The organism is Streptomyces sp. NPDC051452 (assembly GCF_044454765.1).
GTDB lineage: Bacteria > Actinomycetota > Actinomycetes > Streptomycetales > Streptomycetaceae > Streptomyces.
In genome coordinates this window covers 193,393-212,455 of the sequence record NZ_JBITEB010000007.1, presented here as the reverse complement: position 1 = coordinate 212,455, position 19,063 = coordinate 193,393, and the positions used below count along the sequence as shown (strand labels likewise).

The following is a 19,063-nucleotide window of genomic DNA, read 5'->3' as shown; positions in this document are numbered from 1 at the left end:
ACCAGCCGCCGCCCGGCTATGGCACGCTCGTCGCCAGGCGCAGGGTGCGTTCGGCGAGCGCACTGATCCGTACGCCGTCGAAGCCGAACACCGCGCTGCGGACGGTGTCCTCCAGGGGGTCCTTCCACCGGTCCGGGATCGCGGCCGCACCGGTGAGGACCCCGGCCACCGAACCGGCCGTCGCCCCGTTGGAGTCGGTGTCCAGGCCGCCGCGCACGGTCAGGGCGATGGTCCGGGTGAAGTCGCCCTCGCCGTACAGCAGCCCGGCGGTGAGGACGGCCGCGTTCGGCACGGTGTGGATCCAGCCGAGGCCGGCCGTCTCCGCGGACAGCGTCGCCAGGGTCTGCTCCCAGGACAGCCGCGCCTCGTGCAGGCTCACGACCCGCCGGACGGTACGCGCGAGGCGGCTGCCGGCCGGGATCACGCCGAGCGCCCGCTCCAGCGCGTCCCGTACGGTCGGGGAGGTGAAGGCCGCCGAGATCAGCGCGGCCGCGAACATCGCGCCGTAGACGCCGTTGCCACTGTGCGACAGTACCGCGTCCCGGCGGGCCAGACCGGCGGCGCGGGCGGGGTCGCCGGGACGGGTCCAGCCGTAGACGTCGGCGCGGATGAGGGCGCCGATCCACTCCTGGTAGGGGTTGTCGTACGTCGCCGTCAGCGGCGGCCTCAGACCATTGGCGAGGTTGCGGTACGCCGCCCGCTCCGCCGTGAAGGTCTGCAGATACGGCAGCCGCAGCAGCCACAGGTCGCCGACCTGCTCGGTGCTGAAGCCGAAGCCGTGCGTCTCCAGCAGGTGCAGCCCGAGGATGGCGTAGTCCACGTCGTCGTCCCGGCAGCTGCCGTGGACACGGCCGCGCACACACGCCCGCCATTCGGGGCGCAGCGCGGCGGTCTCGGCCGGGTCGGAGGGCTCGGGGAGGTAGTCGGTGAGTGGTAGGGCCGCGGCCCGCCGCAGATAGCGGTCGATGCGGTCGCGGGTCCACACCTCCCCCTGCTCGACCGGCTTGCCGAGCATGTTGCCCGCGATCCGGCCGAGCCAGCCGCCGTGAACGCGGTCGGCGAGGTCGGGCACGGTGCGCCGGGTGGTCATGGGCCGGGTGGTCATGGCTGGGGTCTACCCGTTTTCCCGGGCGCCTTCCCACGGCGGCACGGCGGCCGCCGCCGGGCCGCCCAGGGTTCGGTCGGGGCATGACGGAGAGGGCGCATCGAGGTTATGGTCACAGCGGCGCGACTGGCCCCGACGTGCGCGGGGCCCGGAGAGCAAGGGGAATGCAAGGTGGCGGACGCTGCAGTGGACGAGACCCGTCGGGTGCTCATCGCCGCGGACAAGTTCAAGGGCTCGCTGACGGCCGTGCAGGTCGCCGAGCGGGTGACGGCCGGGCTGCGCCGGGTCGTGCCCGAGCTGCGGGTCGAGGCGCTGCCCGTGGCCGACGGCGGCGACGGCACGGTGGACGCGGCGATCGCGGCCGGCTTCGAACGCCGGGAGGTCCGTGTCGCCGGGCCGCTGGGCGAGGAGGTCACCGCCGCGTTCGCGCTGCGCGACGGGACCGCGGTCGTGGAGATGGCCGAGGCGAGCGGACTCCAGCGTCTGCCGGCCGGTGTCTTCGCACCGCTGACCGCGTCCACGTACGGATCCGGCGAGCTGCTGCGCGCCGCGCTGGACGCGGGTGCGCGGACGATCGTGTTCGGTGTCGGCGGCAGCGCCACGACCGACGGCGGTGCCGGGATGCTGGCGGCGCTGGGCGCCCGGTTCCTGGACGAGGACGGCGAGCCGGTGCCGCCGGGCGGCGGCGGGCTGGCCGCGCTGGCCCGTGCGGACCTCTCCGGGCTCGACGCGCGGCTGTCGTCGGTGGAGCTGGTGCTCGCCAGTGACGTCGACAATCCGCTGACCGGGCCGAAGGGCGCCCCCGCGGTGTACGGCCCGCAGAAGGGGGCCTCTCCGGACGACGTGCGGACCCTGGACGCGGCGCTGGCCCACTTCGCCGAGGTGCTGGAGGCGGCGGTCGGGCCGCGGGCCGCCGAGTACGCGGCTGCGCCGGGGGCGGGTGCCGCCGGCGGTATCGGGTACGGGGCGCTGCTCCTGGGTGCCCGGTTCCGGGCCGGTATCGAGGTCATGCTGGACGTGCTCGGATTCGCGCCGGCCTTGGAGCGGGCCGATCTGGTGATCACCGGTGAGGGGTCGCTGGACGAGCAGACGCTGCACGGGAAGGCGCCGGCGGGAGTCGCCTCGGCGGCTCGGGCGGCGGGCAAGCCGGTGGTGGCCGTGTGCGGACGGCTGGCGCTGGAGGAGGAGGCGCTGCGGCGCGCCGGTATCGACCAGGCCTACCCGCTGACCTCGATCGAGCCCGACGTGGCCAGGTGCATCGCGGAAGCGGGCCCGATCCTGGAACGCCTCGCGACCCACCTGGCCAAGACCCACCTGGTGCCCTGACCCATCTGACCCGACCCACCCCCGTGGCGCCGGGGGGCGCGAAACGCCGAGGGCCCCGAACCCGGGTGGGTTCGGGGCCCTCGGCGTTCGGGGCCGTGGCTGTCGTTACGGTAGCTGCGCCCGTGCCTCGCGGCGGTTGTCACGGAAGTTGTTCACCCGGCGGGCCGTGGCGAACAGGGGGATCACCGCGCCCATGACCAGCTGCAGCGCGCAGCCGGTCTGGAGCAGGAGCTGACCGCTGGGGGCGTCGAAGGCCCAGGCGGCCAGCAGGCCCATGGACAGCACGATCCAGGAGAGCATCGCGCCGGCGAGGCGGCCCCGCGGCTTGGGGTACTCCACCCGGCTCACCATCAGCCACGCCGTGCCGATGATCGCCAGCAGCGTCGCCACGAAGGGCAGCTCCAGCAGCACGATCGAGACGACCGTCAGCGCGCCGAATGGCGAGGGCATGCCCTGGAACACGCCGTCCTTCATCGTCACGCAGGAGAAGCGCGCCAGTCGCAGGACGACGGCCAGGAGCACCACGATTGCCCCGAGCGCCGCCACTCTCTGGTGCGCGTCGTCCGCGACCATGCCGTAGACGAGGACGAAATACGCGGGGGCCAGGCCGAAGCTGATCAGGTCGGACAGGTTGTCCAGCTCGGCGCCCATGGGGGAGGAGCGCAGCTTCCTCGCCACGAGGCCGTCGAACAGGTCGAAGACCGCCGCGCAGAGCATCAGGATGACCGCCGTGGCCGCGCTGTGGCGGGCCATGCCGGACTCCTGGCTGCCGGTGAGGTGCGGGATCAGGATGCCGGTGGTGGTGAAGTACACCGCCATGAAGCCGCACGTGGCGTTGCCCAGGGTGAGGGTGTCCGCTATCGACAGGCGGAGAGAAAGAGGCATCTCCTCCTCGTCGTCCACGACGTCGGCCTCGGGCACCCAGCCTGCCTGGGTCTCCGGATCAATCACGGTCAATGCGAGTCACCCCAGCCACGGTCTTCTGGCCGACCTCGACCGCGACCTCCACACCCTCGGGCAGGTAGAGGTCGACACGCGAGCCGAAGCGGATCAGACCGATGCGGTCGCCCTGCTCGACCTTCGTGCCCTCGGGGATGTAGGGCACGATGCGGCGGGCCACCGCGCCGGCGATCTGGATCATCTCGATGTCGCCGAGTTCGGTGTCGAAATGCCAGACTACGCGCTCGTTGTTCTCGCTCTCCTTGTTGAACGCGGGAACAAAGCCGCCGGGGATGTGCTCGACCGATGTCACCGTGCCCGCGAGGGGCGCGCGGTTGACGTGGACATTGAGCGGGCTCATGAAGATGGCGACGCGTGTGCGCCCGTCCTTCCACGGCATGATGCTCTGCACCACACCGTCGGCGGGGGAGATGACGCGGCCCGTGGCGATCTCGCGCTCGGGGTCGCGGAAGAACCACAGCATGCCCGCCGCGAGCGCGGTGGCGGGTACGGCGACGGCCTTGGCGGCGCCCGAGCGGCGGGCGCGAGCCAGGCTGAGGGCTGCGGTGGCGACGGTCGGGAGGAGCCACGGCGATGCTCCGCGCGCGAGGCGTGCGCCTACCAGGCTGTCGCGGTGTGCAGAGGTTTGGCTGTGGGGCATGGATGACCTTCGTAGCGGATGATGCCGCGCGGTGACGGGGGACGGCGGCTTTCCCGGATCGTACCGGGCGCAGGCCGCAACTGGGCAAGCCAGGAAGCCGAGTCGGCGGCAGAAGAGTGTCTACGGGGTGTGATCTTCTTCTCGAACAAAACACCCCGTATCCGGACAATCAGCCCTGGAACCGATACTCTTCGAGCAACCTGCGTCCGATGATCATTTTCTGGATCTCGGCGGTACCCTCGCCGATGAGCAGCATCGGGGCCTCCCGGTAGAGGCGCTCGATCTCGTACTCCTTGGAGAAGCCGTAGCCGCCGTGGATCCGGAAGGCATCCTCCACGACCTCTTTGCAGTACTCGGAGGCGAGGTACTTCGCCATCCCCGCTTCGAGGTCGTTTCGTTCCCCGGAATCCTTTTTGCGTGCCGCGTTGACCATCATGGCATGCGCGGCCTCGACCTTGGTGGCCATCTCCGCCAGCTTGAACTGGATGGCCTGGTGCTGGGCGATCGGCTTGCCGAAAGTGTGACGCTGCTGGGCGTAGTGGACGCCGAGTTCGAACGCACGCTGCGCGACACCGCAGCCACGGGCCGCCACATTGACCCGGCCCACCTCCACGCCGTCCATCATTTGGTAAAAACCTCGGCCGGTGACGCCGCCGAGCACCCGATCGGCCGGAACGCGCAGGCCGTCCATGATCAGCTCGGTGGTGTCGACGCCCTTGTACCCCATCTTGTCGATCTTGCCGGGAATGGTGAGGCCGGGGCGCACCTCGCCGAACCCGGGCTCCTTCTCGACCAGGAAGGTCGTCATCGACTTGTGCGGAGCGGTGCCCTCGGGGTGTCCTTCGTCACTGCGGACCAGAACGGCCACGAGCGAGGACGTACCACCGTTCGTGAGCCACATCTTCTGACCGTTGAGGACGTACTCGTCGCCGTCCTTGACCGCCTTCGACGTGATCGCCGATACGTCGGATCCCAGCCCCGGCTCCGACATGGAGAACGCGCCGCGGATCTCGCCGGCCGCCATGCGCGGCAGGAAGTGGTCCTTCTGCTCCTGCGTGCCGTGCTGCTTGAGCATGTACGCCACGATGAAGTGCGTGTTGATGATGCCGGACACGGACATCCAGCCGCGGGCGATCTCCTCCACGCACAGCGCGTAGGTGAGCAGCGACTCGCCCAGGCCGCCGTACTCCTCGGGAATCATCAGGCCGAACAGGCCGAGTTCGGTCAGCCCGTCGACGATCGCCTGCGGGTACTCGTCGCGGTGCTCCAGCTCGGTCGCGACCGGGATGATCTCTTTGTCGACGAAGTCCCGGACGGTGGAGAGGATCTCCTGCTGGACGTCGGTCAGACCGGCGGTCTGGGCGAGGCGCGCCATCACTTCTCCGTCTTTTCCGTGGGTGCGTTCAGCTCCGGGCGGCCCGGCTGCTCGCCGCCGCGCTCCTTGATGTACGTCTCGGTCGGCACCATGACCTTGCGGCGGAAGACGCACACCAGGGTGCCGTCCTGCTTGTAGCCCTTGGTCTCGACGTGGACGATGCCGCGGTCGTTCTTCGACTTCGACGGCCACTTGTCGAGCACGGTCGTCTCGCCGTAGATCGTGTCGCCGTGGAATGTCGGCGCCACGTGCTTCAGCGACTCGATCTCCAGGTTGGCGATCGCCTTGCCGGAGACGTCCGGGACGGACATGCCGAGCAGGAGGGAGTAGATGTAGTTCCCCACGACGACGTTCTTGCCGAAGTCCGTCGTCTTCTCCGCATAGTTGGTGTCCATGTGGAGCGGGTGGTGGTTCATGGTGAGGAGACAGAACAGGTGGTCGTCGTACTCCGTGACCGTCTTGCCCGGCCAGTGCTTGTACGTCGCCCCGACCTCGAACTCCTCGTAGGTGCGCCCGAACTGCATGTCACGCCTCCGGGATCTCGAAGCTGGTGGTGCGCCGCATGCCGGCGGCGCGGCCCTTGCCGGAGATGACCAGGGCCATCTTGCGGCTGGCCTCGTCGATCATCTCGTCGCCGAGCATCGCCGAGCCCTTCTTGCCGCCCGCCTCGGACGTGTAGTAGTCGTACGCGTCCAGGATCAGCTCGGCGTGGTCGTAGTCCTCCTGGGAGGGCGAGAAGATCTCGTTCGAGGCCTCGACCTGGCCCGGGTGCAGCACCCACTTGCCGTCGAAGCCGAGCGCTGCGGCGCGCCGGGCGACCTCGCGGTAGCCGTCGACGTTGCGGATCTGCAGGTAGGGACCGTCGATCGCCTGGAGGTCGTTGGCGCGGGCGGCCATCAGGATCTTCATCAGGATGTAGTGGTAGGCGTCCGCCGGGTAGCCGGGCGGCTGCTCGCCCACGACGAGCGACTTCATGTTGATGGAGGCCATGAAGTCGGCCGGGCCGAAGATGATCGTCTCGATGCGCGGGGACGCCTGCGCGATCTCGTTGACGTTGTTCAGGCCCTGCGCGTTCTCGATCTGCGCCTCGATGCCGATCCGGCCGACCTCGAAGCCCATCGTCTTCTCGATCTGGGTCAGCAGCAGGTCGAGCGCGACGACCTGCTGGGCGTTCTGCACCTTCGGCAGCATGATGCAGTCGAGGTTCGGGCCCGCCCCCTCGACGACGGTCACGACGTCGCGGTACGTCCACTCCGTCGTCCAGTCGTTGACGCGCACGACCCGGGTCTTGCCGGTCCAGTCGCCCTCGTTGAGGAACTTGACGATGGTGTGCCGCGCCTCCGGCTTGGCGAGCGGCGCGCACGCGTCCTCCAGGTCCAGGAAGACCTGGTCCGCCGGGAGGCCCTGCGCCTTCTCCAGGAAGCGGGGATTGCTTCCGGGCACGGCGAGGCAGGAGCGCCGTGGACGAAGACGGTTGACAGTCATGCGGGGACCTCCAGGGGGTCGAGCTTGTTCGCTTTCCGGATCTCGTCGACGATACGGCCGATGATTCCCGTGATGTCGAAGTCCTTGGGTGTGAAGACCGCGGCCACTCCGGCGGACTTCAGCTGTTCGGCGTCGGCGTTCGGGATGATCCCGCCGGCGATCACCGGGATGTCGGTCGCGCCGGCCTCGCGCAGCCGCTCCAGCACGTCCGGCACCAGTTGGGCGTGCGAGCCGGAGAGGATCGACAGGCCGACGGCGTGCACGTCCTCCGCCAGGGAGGCGTCCACGATCTGCTCGGGCGTCAGCCGGATGCCCTGGTAGACCACCTCGAAGCCGGCGTCGCGCGCGCGGACGGCGATCTGCTCGGCGCCGTTGGAGTGCCCGTCCAGGCCGGGCTTGCCGACCAGGAAGCGGAGTTTGCCCACCCCCAGTTCACGGGCGGTGGCGTCCACCTTGGCCCGCACCTCCGCGAGCGCGGAGCCGGCCTCGGCCATGACCGCCACCGGTGCGGAGGAGACCCCGGTGGGCGCCCGGTACTCGCCGAACACCTCGCGCAGCGCGCCCGCCCACTCGCCGGTCGTGATGCCGGCGCGGGCGCACTCCAGGGTGGCCTCCATGAGGTTGTCCGTGCCCGCCGCGGCTTCCTTGAGGCGGTCGAGCGCCTGCTGGACGGTCGGGTGGTGGAACGGGTCGCCCATGCCCTGGCGGTCCGAGGACTCCTGGCGCGTGGTGCGCCACTCCTCGACGGCCTTGACGACGCGCGCCTCCACCCGCGGGTCGACCGTCATGATCGCGGTGTCCAGGTCGGCGGTGAGCGGGTTGGGCTCGGTGGCCTGGAAGGCGTTGACACCGATGATCTTCTCCCGGCCGGACTCGATCCGGGCCCGGCGCTCGGCGTGCGAGGCGACCAGCTGCGACTTCAGATAGCCCGACTCCACGGCGGCCATCGCGCCGCCCATCTCCTGGATGCGGTCGATCTCCGCGAACGCGTCCTCGACCAGCTGCTCCACCTTCGTCTCGATCACCTTCGAGCCCTCGAAGATGTCCTCGTACTCCAGCAGGTCGCTCTCGTAGGCGAGCACCTGCTGGATGCGCAGCGACCACTGCTGGTCCCAGGGGCGGGGCAGGCCGAGGGCCTCGTTCCAGGCGGGCAGCTGCACGGCACGCGCCCGGGCGTCCTTGGAGAGGGTCACGGCCAGCATCTCCAGCACGATCCGCTGGACGTTGTTCTCCGGCTGGGCCTCGGTCAGGCCGAGGGAGTTGACCTGGACGCCGTAGCGGAAGCGGCGCTGCTTGGGGTTCTCGATGCCGTACCGCTCCCGCGTGATCTTGTCCCAGATGCGGCCGAACGCCCGCATCTTGCACATCTCCTCGATGAAGCGGACGCCCGCGTTCACGAAGAAGGAGATCCGCGCGACCACGTCGCCCATGCGCTCCTGCGGCACCTGGCCGGAGTCGCGGACGGCGTCCAGGACGGCGATCGCGGTGGACATCGCGTACGCGACCTCCTGCACCGGCGTGGCCCCGGCCTCCTGCAGGTGGTAGCTGCAGATGTTGATCGGGTTCCACTTCGGCATGTGCGAGACCGTGTACGCGATCATGTCCGTCGTCAGCCGGAGCGAGGGGCCCGGCGGGAAGACATGGGTCCCGCGGGACAGGTACTCCTTGACGATGTCGTTCTGGGTCGTGCCCTGGAGCTGGGTGATGTCCACACCCTGCTCCTCGGCCACCACCTGATAGAGCGCCAGCAGCCACATGGCCGTGGCGTTGATCGTCATCGAGGTGTTCATCTGCTCCAGGGGGATGTCCTGGAACAGCCGGCGCATGTCACCGAGGTGCGCGACGGGCACGCCGACCCGGCCGACCTCGCCGCGGGCGAGGATGTGGTCGGAGTCGTAGCCGGTCTGTGTCGGCAGGTCGAACGCCACCGACAGACCGGTCTGGCCCTTGGCGAGGTTGCGCCGGTACAGCTCGTTGGACGCCTCGGCCGTGGAGTGACCGGCGTACGTGCGCATGAGCCACGGCCGGTCCTTCTCCCGCTTGACCTCGGCGGGCTGACGCTCAGTCATCTATGACCTCGGAGTCCTCAGATGTCGCGGAAGCGGTTGATGGCGTCGAGGTGCTTGGCGCGCATCTCCTCGTCGCGCACGCCCAGCCCCTCCTCGGGCGCCAGGCACAGCACGCCGACCTTGCCCTGGTGCAGGTTGCGGTGGACGTCGTAGGCCGCCTGGCCGGTGTCCTCCAGGGAGTACACCTTCGACAGGGTCGGGTGGATCTTGCCCTTGGCGATGAGGCGGTTGGCCTCCCAGGCCTCGCGGTAGTTGGCGAAGTGCGAGCCGATGATCCGCTTCAGGGACATCCAGAGGTAGCGGTTGTCGTACTCGTGCATGTAGCCCGAGGTCGACGCGCAGGTGGTGATGGTGCCGCCCTTGCGGGTGACGAAGACGCTGGCGCCGAAGGTCTCGCGGCCGGGGTGCTCGAAGACGATGTCGATGTCCTCGCCACCGGTGAATTCGCGGATGCGCTTGCCGAAGCGCTTCCACTCCTTCGGGTCCTGGGTCTGCTCGTCCTTCCAGAACTTGTAGCCCTCGGCGTTGCGGTCGATGATCGCCTCGGCGCCCATCGCCCGGCAGATGTCCGCCTTCTGCGGCGAGGAGACGACGCAGATCGGGTTGGCGCCGCCGGCCAGGGCGAACTGCGTGGCGTAGGAGCCGAGGCCGCCGCTCGCGCCCCAGATGAGCACGTTGTCGCCCTGCTTCATGCCGGCGCCGTTGCGGGAGACCAGCTGGCGGTAGGCGGTGGAGTTGACCAGGCCCGGGGCGGCGGCCTCCTCCCAGCTGAGGTGGGCCGGCTTGGGCATCAGCTGGTTGGACTTCACCAGGGCGATCTCGGCGAGGCCGCCGAAGTTGGTCTCGAAGCCCCAGATGCGCTGCTCGGGGTCGAGCATGGTGTCGTTGTGGCCGTCGGAGGACTCCAGCTCGACCGACAGACAGTGCGCGACGACCTCGTCGCCGGGCTTCCAGGCGTTGACGCCCGGGCCGGTGCGCAGGACGACGCCCGCGAGGTCGGAACCGATGATGTGGTACGGCAGGTCGTGCCGCTTCGTCAGCTCGCTGACCTTGCCGTAGCGCTCCAGGAACCCGAACGTGGACAGCGGCTCGAAGATCGAGGTCCACACCGAGTTGTAGTTGACCGAGGAGGCCATGACGGCCACCAGGGCCTCGCCGGGACCCAGTTCGGGCACCGGCACCTCGTCGAGGTGGATCGACTTGCGCGGGTCCTTGTCGCGGGTCTCGAGCCCCGCGAACATCTCCGTCTCGTCCTTGTGCACGGTGATCGCGCGGTACGACTCGGGCAGCGGCAGGGCGGCGAAGTCGGCGGACGCGGCGTCCTTCGACTGGATCGCGTCCAGGATGTCCTTCACGGTCACGGTATTGCCTCCGGCGGTGAGCGTCCTTGAGGGAGGGGCGCTGAGGGTTCGTCGGGCTGTGCTGAGTGCTGCTGAGGGTGGTGGAACGGTGCCGTCGGTTCGGCTCGGTGGTGCTTCGGCAGCGCTTTGTGGCGCGGGAGGTTGCCTGTGACGCAGGCGTCCGGGCACACAGGCGATCGGGCCTGCCGGGACAGCTCGGACTCCCTCAACGTATGACACGGCGTGTCAGCCTGCAAGGCACTGAGTGCCATGAATCGCTCTCAGATGAAATCTTTACGTAACAAATGAGCGATGATCGATCGAACGGGTCTGCGAAGGTGCCTGAAAACGGTCCAGGAAACGCCAAAACGGCCACCCCGAAGGGTGGCCGTCGTCACAGCGGGCGCGAGGGCCCTCAGCGCTCCTTGAGCGCCTCCTCGATGGTCCGCATGACCTCGTCCAGCGGGGCGTCCGTGCGGGCCACCGTCACCAGCACCTCGCCGTGCGCGGAGACCGTCGCCGGGGCGGCGGAGGACCGGCCGGCCGGGCCGCGCCCGGCCCCGATCCCCGAGCCGAACGTCCTGCGCACGATGGCGAAGGCGTGGTCCAGCTGGTTCTCCACGTCCCCCTGACCGCCGGCCCGCAGCCAGCGCCGCAGGACGTGGTTGTGGGCGGTGACGACGGCGGAGGCGGCGACCTCGGCGAGCAGCGGGTCGTCGTTGGCGTCGTCGGCGTGCGCGTGCTCGTCGAAGTGGCCGAGCAGATACCGGGTGAACAGGCGCTCGTAGCGGGCCACCGAGGCGATCTCGGCCTCGCGCAGGGTGGGCACCTCCCGCGTGAGCTTGTAGCGGGCGACCGAGATCTCCGGCCGGGCCGCGTACATCCTCATGACTTCCTTGATGCCGCGGCACACGGTGTCGAGCGGGTGCTCGTGGGCGGGGGCGGCGTTGAGCACCGCCTCGGCGCGGATCAGGGTGTCGTCGTGGTCCGGGAAGATCGCCTCTTCCTTGGAGCGGAAGTGGCGGAAGAAGGTGCGGCGGGCGACGCCGGCCGCGGCCGCGATCTCGTCGACGGTGGTGGCTTCGTACCCCTTGGTCGCGAACAGCTCCATGGCCGCGGCCGCCAGTTCTCGGCGCATCTTGAGCCGCTGGGCGGCGGCGCGGCTGCCCGCGGCACTCTCCGGCGCGTCGGGCGTAGCGGGTGTACGGGAGGACTTGGCGGGCTGGGACATGACCTGAAAGTACTGCATGTGCGCAGCTGTATGCGCAGGTGTGCGGTTTCCCCCGCCCACGTGGGGCGGGGGAGGGCCGGGCACCGCGGGCGGGGGAAACACCCTCGGGTCGAGCAGGCCGCCCCAGTCCGCGTCCTCGGGGGTGCTTGCGCACCGGTCGCCGACGTCGTCAGCGGCGGGCATACTCACGGAAGCCGCGGCCGGTCTTGCGGCCGAGGCAGCCGGCGGCCACCAGATGCTCCAGCAGCGGCGCCGGGGCGAGGCCCGGGTCGCGGAACTCGCGGTGCAGCACCTTCTCGATGGCCAGCGAGACGTCCAGGCCGACGACGTCCAGCAGCTCGAAGGGGCCCATCGGGTAGCCGCCGCCGAGCTTCATCGCCGCGTCGATGTCGTCCAGCGACGCGTAGTGCTCCTCCACCATCTTGATCGCGTTGTTGAGGTACGGGAACAGCAGCGCGTTGACGATGAAGCCGGCGCGGTCACCGCAGTCGACGGCGTGCTTCCTGATCCGCCCGCAGACCGCGCGGACCGTCGCGTGGACGTCGTCCCCGGTCAGCACCGTGCGGACCACCTCCACCAGCTTCATGGCCGGGGCGGGGTTGAAGAAGTGCATGCCGATCACGTCCTGCGGGCGCGAGGTGGCGCGGGCGCAGGCGACGACGGGCAGCGAGGAGGTGGTGGTGGCCAGGACCGCGCCGGGCTTGCAGACCTTGTCCAGCGTCTGGAAGAGCTGCCGCTTGATCTCCAGGTCCTCGGCGACCGCCTCGACGGCCAGGTCCACCTCGGCGAAGGAGTCGTAGGACCCGGCCGGGGTGATCCGGTCCAGGACCTGCGCGGCGGCCTCCGCGGTCAGCCGGCCCTTGTCCACCGAGCGCGCGAGGGACTTGCCGATCCGGGCCTTGGCAATGTGCGCCTTCTCCTCGCTACGGGCGGCCAGGACGACGTCGAAGCCCGACTTGGCGAACACCTCGGCGATGCCGGAGGCCATGGTGCCCGAGCCCGCGACACCGACCGAGCGGACCTCGCGCCCCGTGGCGGCCGAGTCGCCCCCCGCCGGGGTCAGCGCGTCCGGCACGACGGTGGCGCTGCCCGGCGCCTCGTAGGTGTAGAAGCCGCGCCCGGACTTGCGGCCGGTCAGGCCCGCCTCGCTGAGCTGCTTGAGGATCGGCGCGGGAGCGTGCAGCCGGTCGCGGGACTCGGCGTACATGGCCTCCAGGACCGTACGGGCGGTGTCGACGCCGATCAGGTCCAGCAGGGCGAGCGGACCCATCGGCAGACCGCAGCCGAGCCGCATCGCCGCGTCGATGTCCTCGCGGGAGGCGTACCGGGCCTCGTACATCGCGGCGGCCTGGTTGAGGTAGCCGAACAGCAGCCCGTCCGCGACGAACCCGGGGCGGTCGCCGACCGCGACCGGCTCCTTGCCCAGCTCCAGCGCCAGGTCCGTGACGGCGGCGACGGCCTGCGGCCCGGTCAGCACCGAGGAGACGACCTCGACGAGCTTCATCGCCGGTGCCGGGTTGAAGAAGTGCAGGCCGAGCACGCGCTCGGGGTGCGCGGAGTCGGCGGCCAGCCGGGTCACGGACAGGGCGTTGGTGCCGGTGGCGAGGATGGTCTCCGGGCGGACGATGCCGTCCAGCGCGCGGAAGACCTGCTGCTTGATGTCGTACGACTCCGGGACCACCTCGATGACGAGGTCGGCGTCGGCCGCCGCGCGCAGGTCGGTGGAGGTGCGGACCCGGGCCAGTGTTCCGGCGCGCTCCTCCTCGGTGAGCCGGCCGCGCGCCACGGCGCGGGCGGTGGAGGTCTCCAGGGTCGCGAGGGCGGCGGCGGCCTGGGCCTCGGTGACGTCGATGCCGATCACCTCGCGGCCGGCTTTCGCCAGGACCTCGGTGATGCCGGTGCCCATGGTGCCGAGGCCGATCACGGCGATCTTCCGGAACGGGGACAGCGGGGTGCCGGAGGGGTGGGACAGGGGAGTGGCCATCGCGGGACTCCAGACGAGGGTGACGACGAAGGGCGCGCCGGGTGCGCCGAAGGGCGCACCGCGGGGCGGAGGAGGGATGCGGGTGTTGCCGGGCTGCGAGCGCACACGCCCGGGTGTCGCCGGTACCGCGGGCGTGCACACGCCCACGGGCAGCGGATCTCCGACCGGCTCTGTCCCGGAGCCGGGTCGTGACCGCGGCGCACCTGATGCGCCGAACCGACCGAACTCGCGACGGCCGCGTCACCAAACCGTCGCCAGCGAAAAACGCGAGAGGGTTACTCGCTCGTATGAGCTTAACCGGCGGGTAACGAGCGCGCTAGTCCCCGGAGTTTGTGATGTGGGTCCCTTTGGCGGCGCCACCCCTCTACGCTGGTGCTCGTGGACGAAGAGTTGCGATCGCTCACGGAACGCTTACGGCAGGAGGCGCACGGCTCGGCCGCTTTCGAGCACCTGCTGCTCACCGAGGACCACGGCGAACTGGCGGAGGTGCTCACCGCGCCCGGACAGCCGCTCTGGGCCCGGGAACTGGCCGCGTTCCGGCTCGGCCGCGCGGGCGACCGGCGTGCCTTCGAGTCCCTGGTGCTGCTGCTCAACCACCGTGACCCGCCGCGCTGCGCCTCCGCCGCCCACGCCCTCGCCCGGCTGGGCGACCCGCGCACGGCCCGGGCGGCCGCCGCCCTCGCCACCAACGAACTGCGGGTCGCCTACGCCCTGCACCCGGTCAGGCTGCTGATCGCCCTGCGCGCCCCGGAGTCGGTGCCCGCGCTGATCACCACGCTGGAGCGGCGACTGCGCCCGCACGACCCCTACCGGCGCGTGGCCCTCGCCTGCGTGGAGGGGCTGGGCGCGCTCGGTGACGCCCGCGCCCGCCGGGTGCTCAACGAGGCGCTGGCGCATCCGGCGCTCGCGGAGGCCGCTGTGCACGCGCTGGCCAGGATCCCGCGGCAGCGCGAGGCGAGATGACGGGCGGTCAGACCCGCAGCTCCTTGACGTAGCGCACCTCCGGCACCAGAGCGCCGCCCGCCTCGAAGGGCTCCTCGGCGCCGTCCGGCCGGAACCCGGCACGCTCGTAGAAGCGGCGCGCGGGTGCGTTGTCCCGCACCACCCACAGGCGCAGACGCGGACAGGGCGCGCAGCGCTTCGTCGTCTCGGCCAGCAGGGCCCGCCCGATCCCGTGGCCGAGGCGGGCGGGGTCGACGTAGATCGCGTACAACTCGGCCTCCCCGGCGTGCTCTTCACCGTCCCGGCTCGGCCCGTGCGCCGCCCAGCCGACCACCTCGCCGGCCCGCTCGGCGACCAGGTTGACCACCGAGCCGTCCCCCCGCCCGAACCCGGCCCGGCGCCGCTCGGCGTCCGCCCGGGCGCTGAGGCCGTCCAGGAACGGCTGGGGTATCAGCCCCCGGTAGGCGTGGCGCCAGCCGCCGGTGCGGATCTCGGCGACGCGGTCGCAGTCGGCGACGGTCATCGGGCGGATGCGGGTGAGCCGTTCGTCCATGCCGACACCCTAGGTCCTCTCCTGCGCATCCTGCCGGGGTCGCGCCGGTCCACGCGGCGCCCCCGATCCCGCCGGCCCGATCCGAGAGGCAGGCCCCGCACAACAGCGCGCCCTGGCGCCGGACTTACTCGCCCACCACCGCCATCGCCTCGACCTCCAGCAGGAACTCGGGTGCCACCAGCCCCGCCACCCGCACGGCTGAGGACGCCGGAAGGCGGTCGTCGGGTATGTGGGCGGCACGGGCCGCGCGGATCGCCGGCATGTGGGCCATGTCCGTGACGAAGTACGTCAGCTTCACGACGTGCTCGAAACCGGCCCCCGCGGCGGCCAGACAGCGCCTCAGGTTCTCGAACACCTGCCGGGCCTGGGCCGCCGGATCGTCCGGTCCGACCAGGCCGCCGTCCTCGTCCAGGGCGAGCTGGCCGGAGACGGCGATCAGACGGCCCGTCGCCGAGACCACGTGGCTGTACTGGGCGGCGGGGGCGACCCCGTCGGGGGCGGGGATCCGGATCGGTTCGCTCATGACCCCATCCTGGACCACGCCACCGACAGCGCCCCGGGGCCCCGGCAGGATCCGTAGGACAGGGCCTAGCCGCGGAAGCCGAGCAGGCCGTGCAGGGTGGAGCCGCGGGACGCCGTGGAGGCCGTCTTCGCCTTCAGCGGCCTCGGGGCGGGCGACTTGGCGCAGACCGCGTCGGCCGTCCCGGTGCCGCGCGGCACCGTGCCGTCGGCCAGATACGCCGAGAGGTAGCCGTCCAGACAGGCGTTGCCGCTCAGTGTGATGCCGTGGTTGCCGCCGCCCTCCTCGACCACCAGGCTGGAGTCGGCCAGCAGCCGGTGGGCCGTCACGCCGCCCTGGTACGGGGTGGCCGCGTCGTCGGTCGCCTGGAAGAGCAGCGCAGGCGGCAGCTCGCGGTTGGCCACGTCCACCGGCCGCAGCGCGCCGGTCGGCCAGAACGCGCACGGCGCGTTGTACCAGGTGTTGTTCCAGACCATGAAGGGCGCCTTGCCGTACACCGCCCAGGCGTCCGTGCTCCACCGGTTCCACGAACGCCGCCAGGAGGCGTCCCGGCACTGCACGGACGCGTAGACGCTGTAGCCGTTGTCGCCCGCGGAGTCCACGGCGGCGAAGGTCTCGTACGCCTTCACCAGGGGCCCGGTGTCCCGGTGGTGGACGTAGGCGGCGAACGCCTCGGCGAGGTAGGGCCAGTAGCCGTCGTAGTAACCGCCCGGGATGAAGGTGTCCTCCAGCTCCGAGGCGCCGACCTTGCCCCCGGCCGGGTCCTTCGCCAGCGCGGCCCGCATCGCGTACCAGGCGGCCTCGATCCTCGCGGGGTCCTTGCCGAGCCCGTACACGCCGTCGTACTCGGCGATCCACGCCATCAGCGCGCGGTGACGGTCGTCGAAGGCGTGGTCTTGGCCCAGGTTGTCCCCGTACCAGACGCCGGTCGGGTCGACGATCGAGTCCAGGACCAGGCGGTGGACCCGCTCGGGGTACAACTTCGCGTAGACCGCGCCGAGGTAGGTGCCGTAGGAGTAGCCGAAGTAGCTGATCCGCTGCGCGCCGAGCGCCTGGCGGACCAGGTCCATGTCCCGGGCGGTGCTGACGGTGTCGATGTACGGCAGCACGTCGGCGTACTTGCGGCCGCAGGCCGCGGCGAAGGACCTCGCCCGTTCGAGGTTCGCCCGCTCCAGCGCGGGCGTGGCCGGCACGCTGTCCGGGCGGACGGGTCCGAAGTGGCCCGGCACGCAGTCCAGCGCGGGGGTGCTTTGGCCGACCCCGCGCGGGTCGAAGCCGATGACGTCGTACCGTGCCACCACGTCGCGGGGCAGCGCCGAGGCGACGAACCCGGCGAGGGTCAGTCCGCTGCCGCCGGGACCGCCGGGATTGACCAGCAGCGGGCCCTGGGAGACCGGCGCGGTGTGCGGGACGCGGGACAGGGCGAGCGTGATCCGCCGGCCCGACGGCCGCGCGTGGTCCAGCGGGACCGGCAGGGAGGCGCACTGGAGCGTCGGATAGTCGCTCGTGCCGCAGTCCTTCCAGGCGAGCCCCGCCACCGCGGCGGACGGCACCGGGGCGGCGGGCCGGGCCGCCCGCGCGGGGGCGGCCGTGACCGAACCCGCGATCACGGCCGCGGCCGCGCACAGCACGGCTGCGCGTGTTCTCATGCATGCTCCCGGGACGCAGAGGGCGACGGACCGTGATGATCACGGTCCTCGCCGCATCGTCCCGGGAACGGCGACCGGCGGAACGCGTTCCCCCCATACTTGACCCGATTGGGCCGTGGGATCCCTCGGACGCGCTCAGATGAGGGTGAGCTGGGTCGGTTCGGCGGGCGCGGGAGGTTCGGGCCGGGTCGGCCGGATCCGGCGGACCGCGCTCGCGCGGGTGGGCCCGATTCCGTACTCCCGGGCCAGCTCGTGCACCTGACGGGTGATCCGGCGCTGGTACCACTTGGGGGCGTAGGCACCCTCGGCGTACAGCCGCTCGTAGCGGCGCACCAGATGCGGGTGGTGCCGGCCGAGCCAGGCCATGAACCACTCCCGGGCGCCGGGCCGCAGATGCAGCACCAACGGGGTGACGGAGGACGCCCCGGATGCCGCGATCGCCTTTACCGTGGCGCGCAGTTGGGCCGGCTCGTCGCTCAGGAACGGGATCACCGGCGCCATCAGCACCCCGCAGCCGATGCCGTGCTCGCCCAGGATCCGTACGACGTCCAGCCGGCGCTCGGGTGCCGGGGTGCCCGGCTCCACCGTGCGCCACAGCTCGGTGTCGAGGAAGCCGACGGAGACCGAGATGCCGATGTCCGTCACCTGCGCCGCCCGGACAAGCAGGTCCAGGTCGCGCAGGATCAGGGTGCCCTTGGTGAGGATGGAGAACGGGTTCGCGTGGTCGGTGAGGGCGGAGATGATGCCCGGCATCAGCCGGTAGCGGCCCTCGGCGCGCTGGTAGCAGTCGACGTTCGTGCCCATCGCCACGTGATCGCCCTGCCAGCGGCGGGAGGCCAGCTGGCGGCGCAGCACCTCCGGGGCGTTCACCTTGACCACGATCTGGCTGTCGAAGCCGATGCCGGTGTCCAGGTCCAGATAGCTGTGCGTCTTCCGCGCGAAGCAGTACACGCACGCGTGCGAGCAGCCCCGATAGGGGTTGACCGTCCATTCGAACGGCATGCGCGAGGCGCCCGGCACCCGGTTCAGCACCGAGCGCGCCCGCACCTCGTGGAAGGTGATCCCGCGGAATTCGGGCGTGTCGAACGTCCGGGTCGTCACGGCGTCCACCCCGAACAGGGCGGCGTCGGCGGCCCGGCCGTGCTCGGGTTCCCCGGACTCGCCGGGCACCCCCGGTCGGGCGGGCTCCCCGGATTCCACGGTGAGGTTCTCCCAGCGCATGACGCCTCCTCGGTAGGACTGCGCCCAGAATAGAACATGTGTTCCCATGATCGTGCGACCCCCGATTTGGGCGGCCGGGTGCCGGGGTGGTTGGCTTTCCTCCAGCCAAGAGCACACAGGTCCTGGAGGAACGCAATGGCGCAGGTCGAGGCCACTACCGAGCGGGTCGTCGCGGCGGACGCGGAGAAGGTGTTCGACGCCCTCGCCGACTACCGCGGCACCCGGCGCAAGCTGCTCCCCGAGCACTTCAGCGAGTACGAGGTGCGCGAGGGCGGCGACGGCGAGGGCACCCTCGTCCACTGGAAGCTCCAGGCCACCAGCAAGCGGGTACGCGACTGCCTGCTGGAGGTCGGCGAGCCGACCGACGGCGAGCTCGTGGAGAAGGACCGCAACTCCTCCATGGTCACCACCTGGCGCGTCACCCCGGCCGGCGAGGGCAGCTCCCGGGTCGTCGTCACCACCACCTGGACCGGCGCCGGCGGCATCGGCGGCTTCTTCGAGAGGACCTTCGCGCCCAAGGGCCTCGGCCGGATCTACGACGCCCTGCTCGCCAACCTCGCCGCCGAGGTCGAGAAGTAACGCCAAGCTCCCACCGGTGAAGGGGCGTTGGTCCCTTCACCGGTTCGAGTGGATCTCCGCCGCGCGCCCCGCGGTGCCGTAACT

Annotated in this window: 17 protein-coding genes; 3 read left to right on the top strand and 14 right to left on the bottom strand. The window is 71.0% G+C overall.

Features of this window, described 5'->3' with window-relative positions; translation table 11 throughout:
* Positions 1-16 precede the first annotated feature (16 nt).
* Positions 17-1,090 carry an ADP-ribosylglycohydrolase family protein gene (locus ACIBA9_RS19290; RefSeq protein ID WP_362161447.1) on the bottom strand — a complete coding sequence of 358 codons (1,074 nt, stop codon included), beginning with the start codon at positions 1,088-1,090 and terminating at the stop codon, positions 17-19.
* A gap of 201 nt (positions 1,091-1,291) precedes the next feature.
* Between ACIBA9_RS19290 and ACIBA9_RS19285 the strand changes: the two genes are divergently transcribed.
* Positions 1,292-2,431 carry a glycerate kinase gene (locus tag ACIBA9_RS19285; protein ID WP_399364430.1) on the top strand — a complete coding sequence of 380 codons (1,140 nt, stop codon included), beginning with the start codon at positions 1,292-1,294 and terminating at the stop codon, positions 2,429-2,431.
* Between the two features lie 105 nt (positions 2,432-2,536).
* Here ACIBA9_RS19285 and pssA read toward each other — a convergent pair whose 3' ends face one another.
* From pssA to ACIBA9_RS19240, 9 genes are all read right to left on the bottom strand, one after another.
* Complete coding sequence (pssA, locus tag ACIBA9_RS19280; RefSeq protein WP_399364630.1) at positions 2,537-3,352, bottom strand: CDP-diacylglycerol--serine O-phosphatidyltransferase; 816 nt, start codon at positions 3,350-3,352, stop codon at positions 2,537-2,539.
* 22 nt (positions 3,353-3,374) lie between these two features.
* Positions 3,375-4,031, bottom strand: a complete 657-nt coding sequence (locus ACIBA9_RS19275) for a phosphatidylserine decarboxylase (protein WP_053709479.1) — start codon at positions 4,029-4,031, stop codon at positions 3,375-3,377.
* Positions 4,032-4,200: 169 nt separating this feature from the next.
* A complete protein-coding gene (locus ACIBA9_RS19270; RefSeq protein ID WP_399364428.1) occupies positions 4,201-5,406 on the bottom strand; it encodes an acyl-CoA dehydrogenase family protein in 1,206 nt (401 codons plus the stop codon).
* A complete protein-coding gene (locus tag ACIBA9_RS19265) occupies positions 5,406-5,930 on the bottom strand; it encodes a MaoC family dehydratase (RefSeq protein ID WP_362161203.1) in 525 nt (174 codons plus the stop codon). The genes ACIBA9_RS19270 and ACIBA9_RS19265 overlap by 1 nt, the downstream gene beginning before the upstream one ends.
* A gap of 1 nt (position 5,931) precedes the next feature.
* Complete coding sequence (locus ACIBA9_RS19260) at positions 5,932-6,891, bottom strand: HpcH/HpaI aldolase/citrate lyase family protein (protein ID WP_399364425.1); 960 nt, start codon at positions 6,889-6,891, stop codon at positions 5,932-5,934.
* Positions 6,888-8,960: a protein meaA gene (locus ACIBA9_RS19255; RefSeq protein WP_399364423.1), complete on the bottom strand. Its 2,073-nt coding sequence runs from the start codon at positions 8,958-8,960 to the stop codon at positions 6,888-6,890. Before ACIBA9_RS19255 ends, ACIBA9_RS19260 begins: the two co-directional genes overlap by 4 nt.
* Positions 8,961-8,977: 17 nt before the next feature.
* Entirely contained in the window at positions 8,978-10,315 is a 1,338-nt protein-coding gene (gene ccrA / locus ACIBA9_RS19250) for a crotonyl-CoA carboxylase/reductase (RefSeq protein ID WP_399364628.1), read from the bottom strand.
* Between the two features lie 400 nt (positions 10,316-10,715).
* Positions 10,716-11,549 (bottom strand): TetR family transcriptional regulator, encoded by an 834-nt coding sequence (locus ACIBA9_RS19245; RefSeq protein ID WP_362161196.1) that lies wholly within the window; start codon positions 11,547-11,549, stop codon positions 10,716-10,718.
* Positions 11,550-11,700: 151 nt separating this feature from the next.
* Positions 11,701-13,515 (bottom strand): 3-hydroxyacyl-CoA dehydrogenase family protein, encoded by a 1,815-nt coding sequence (locus ACIBA9_RS19240; protein WP_399364421.1) that lies wholly within the window; start codon positions 13,513-13,515, stop codon positions 11,701-11,703.
* Positions 13,516-13,893: 378 nt separating this feature from the next.
* Between ACIBA9_RS19240 and ACIBA9_RS19235 the strand changes: the two genes are divergently transcribed.
* On the top strand, positions 13,894-14,478 hold the full coding sequence (locus ACIBA9_RS19235; RefSeq protein ID WP_399364419.1) for an adenylosuccinate lyase: 585 nt from the start codon (positions 13,894-13,896) through the stop codon (positions 14,476-14,478).
* Between the two features lie 7 nt (positions 14,479-14,485).
* Here ACIBA9_RS19235 and ACIBA9_RS19230 read toward each other — a convergent pair whose 3' ends face one another.
* The 4 genes from ACIBA9_RS19230 to ACIBA9_RS19215 all read right to left on the bottom strand — a co-directional run bounded on the left by ACIBA9_RS19230 (position 14,486) and on the right by ACIBA9_RS19215 (position 18,400).
* Positions 14,486-15,010, bottom strand: coding sequence for a GNAT family N-acetyltransferase (locus tag ACIBA9_RS19230; protein WP_399364417.1), 525 nt, complete (start codon positions 15,008-15,010; stop codon positions 14,486-14,488).
* 124 nt (positions 15,011-15,134) lie between these two features.
* Positions 15,135-15,533 carry a RidA family protein gene (locus ACIBA9_RS19225; RefSeq protein ID WP_399364415.1) on the bottom strand — a complete coding sequence of 133 codons (399 nt, stop codon included), beginning with the start codon at positions 15,531-15,533 and terminating at the stop codon, positions 15,135-15,137.
* Between the two features lie 65 nt (positions 15,534-15,598).
* Positions 15,599-17,179 (bottom strand): alpha/beta hydrolase, encoded by a 1,581-nt coding sequence (locus ACIBA9_RS19220; RefSeq protein WP_399364413.1) that lies wholly within the window; start codon positions 17,177-17,179, stop codon positions 15,599-15,601.
* A gap of 135 nt (positions 17,180-17,314) precedes the next feature.
* Positions 17,315-18,400, bottom strand: coding sequence for an Rv2578c family radical SAM protein (locus ACIBA9_RS19215; RefSeq protein ID WP_393901759.1), 1,086 nt, complete (start codon positions 18,398-18,400; stop codon positions 17,315-17,317).
* A gap of 135 nt (positions 18,401-18,535) precedes the next feature.
* On the opposite strand from ACIBA9_RS19215, the gene ACIBA9_RS19210 reads away from it, so the two are divergent.
* Complete coding sequence (locus tag ACIBA9_RS19210) at positions 18,536-18,979, top strand: SRPBCC family protein (RefSeq protein WP_393901758.1); 444 nt, start codon at positions 18,536-18,538, stop codon at positions 18,977-18,979.
* Positions 18,980-19,063 lie beyond the last annotated feature (84 nt).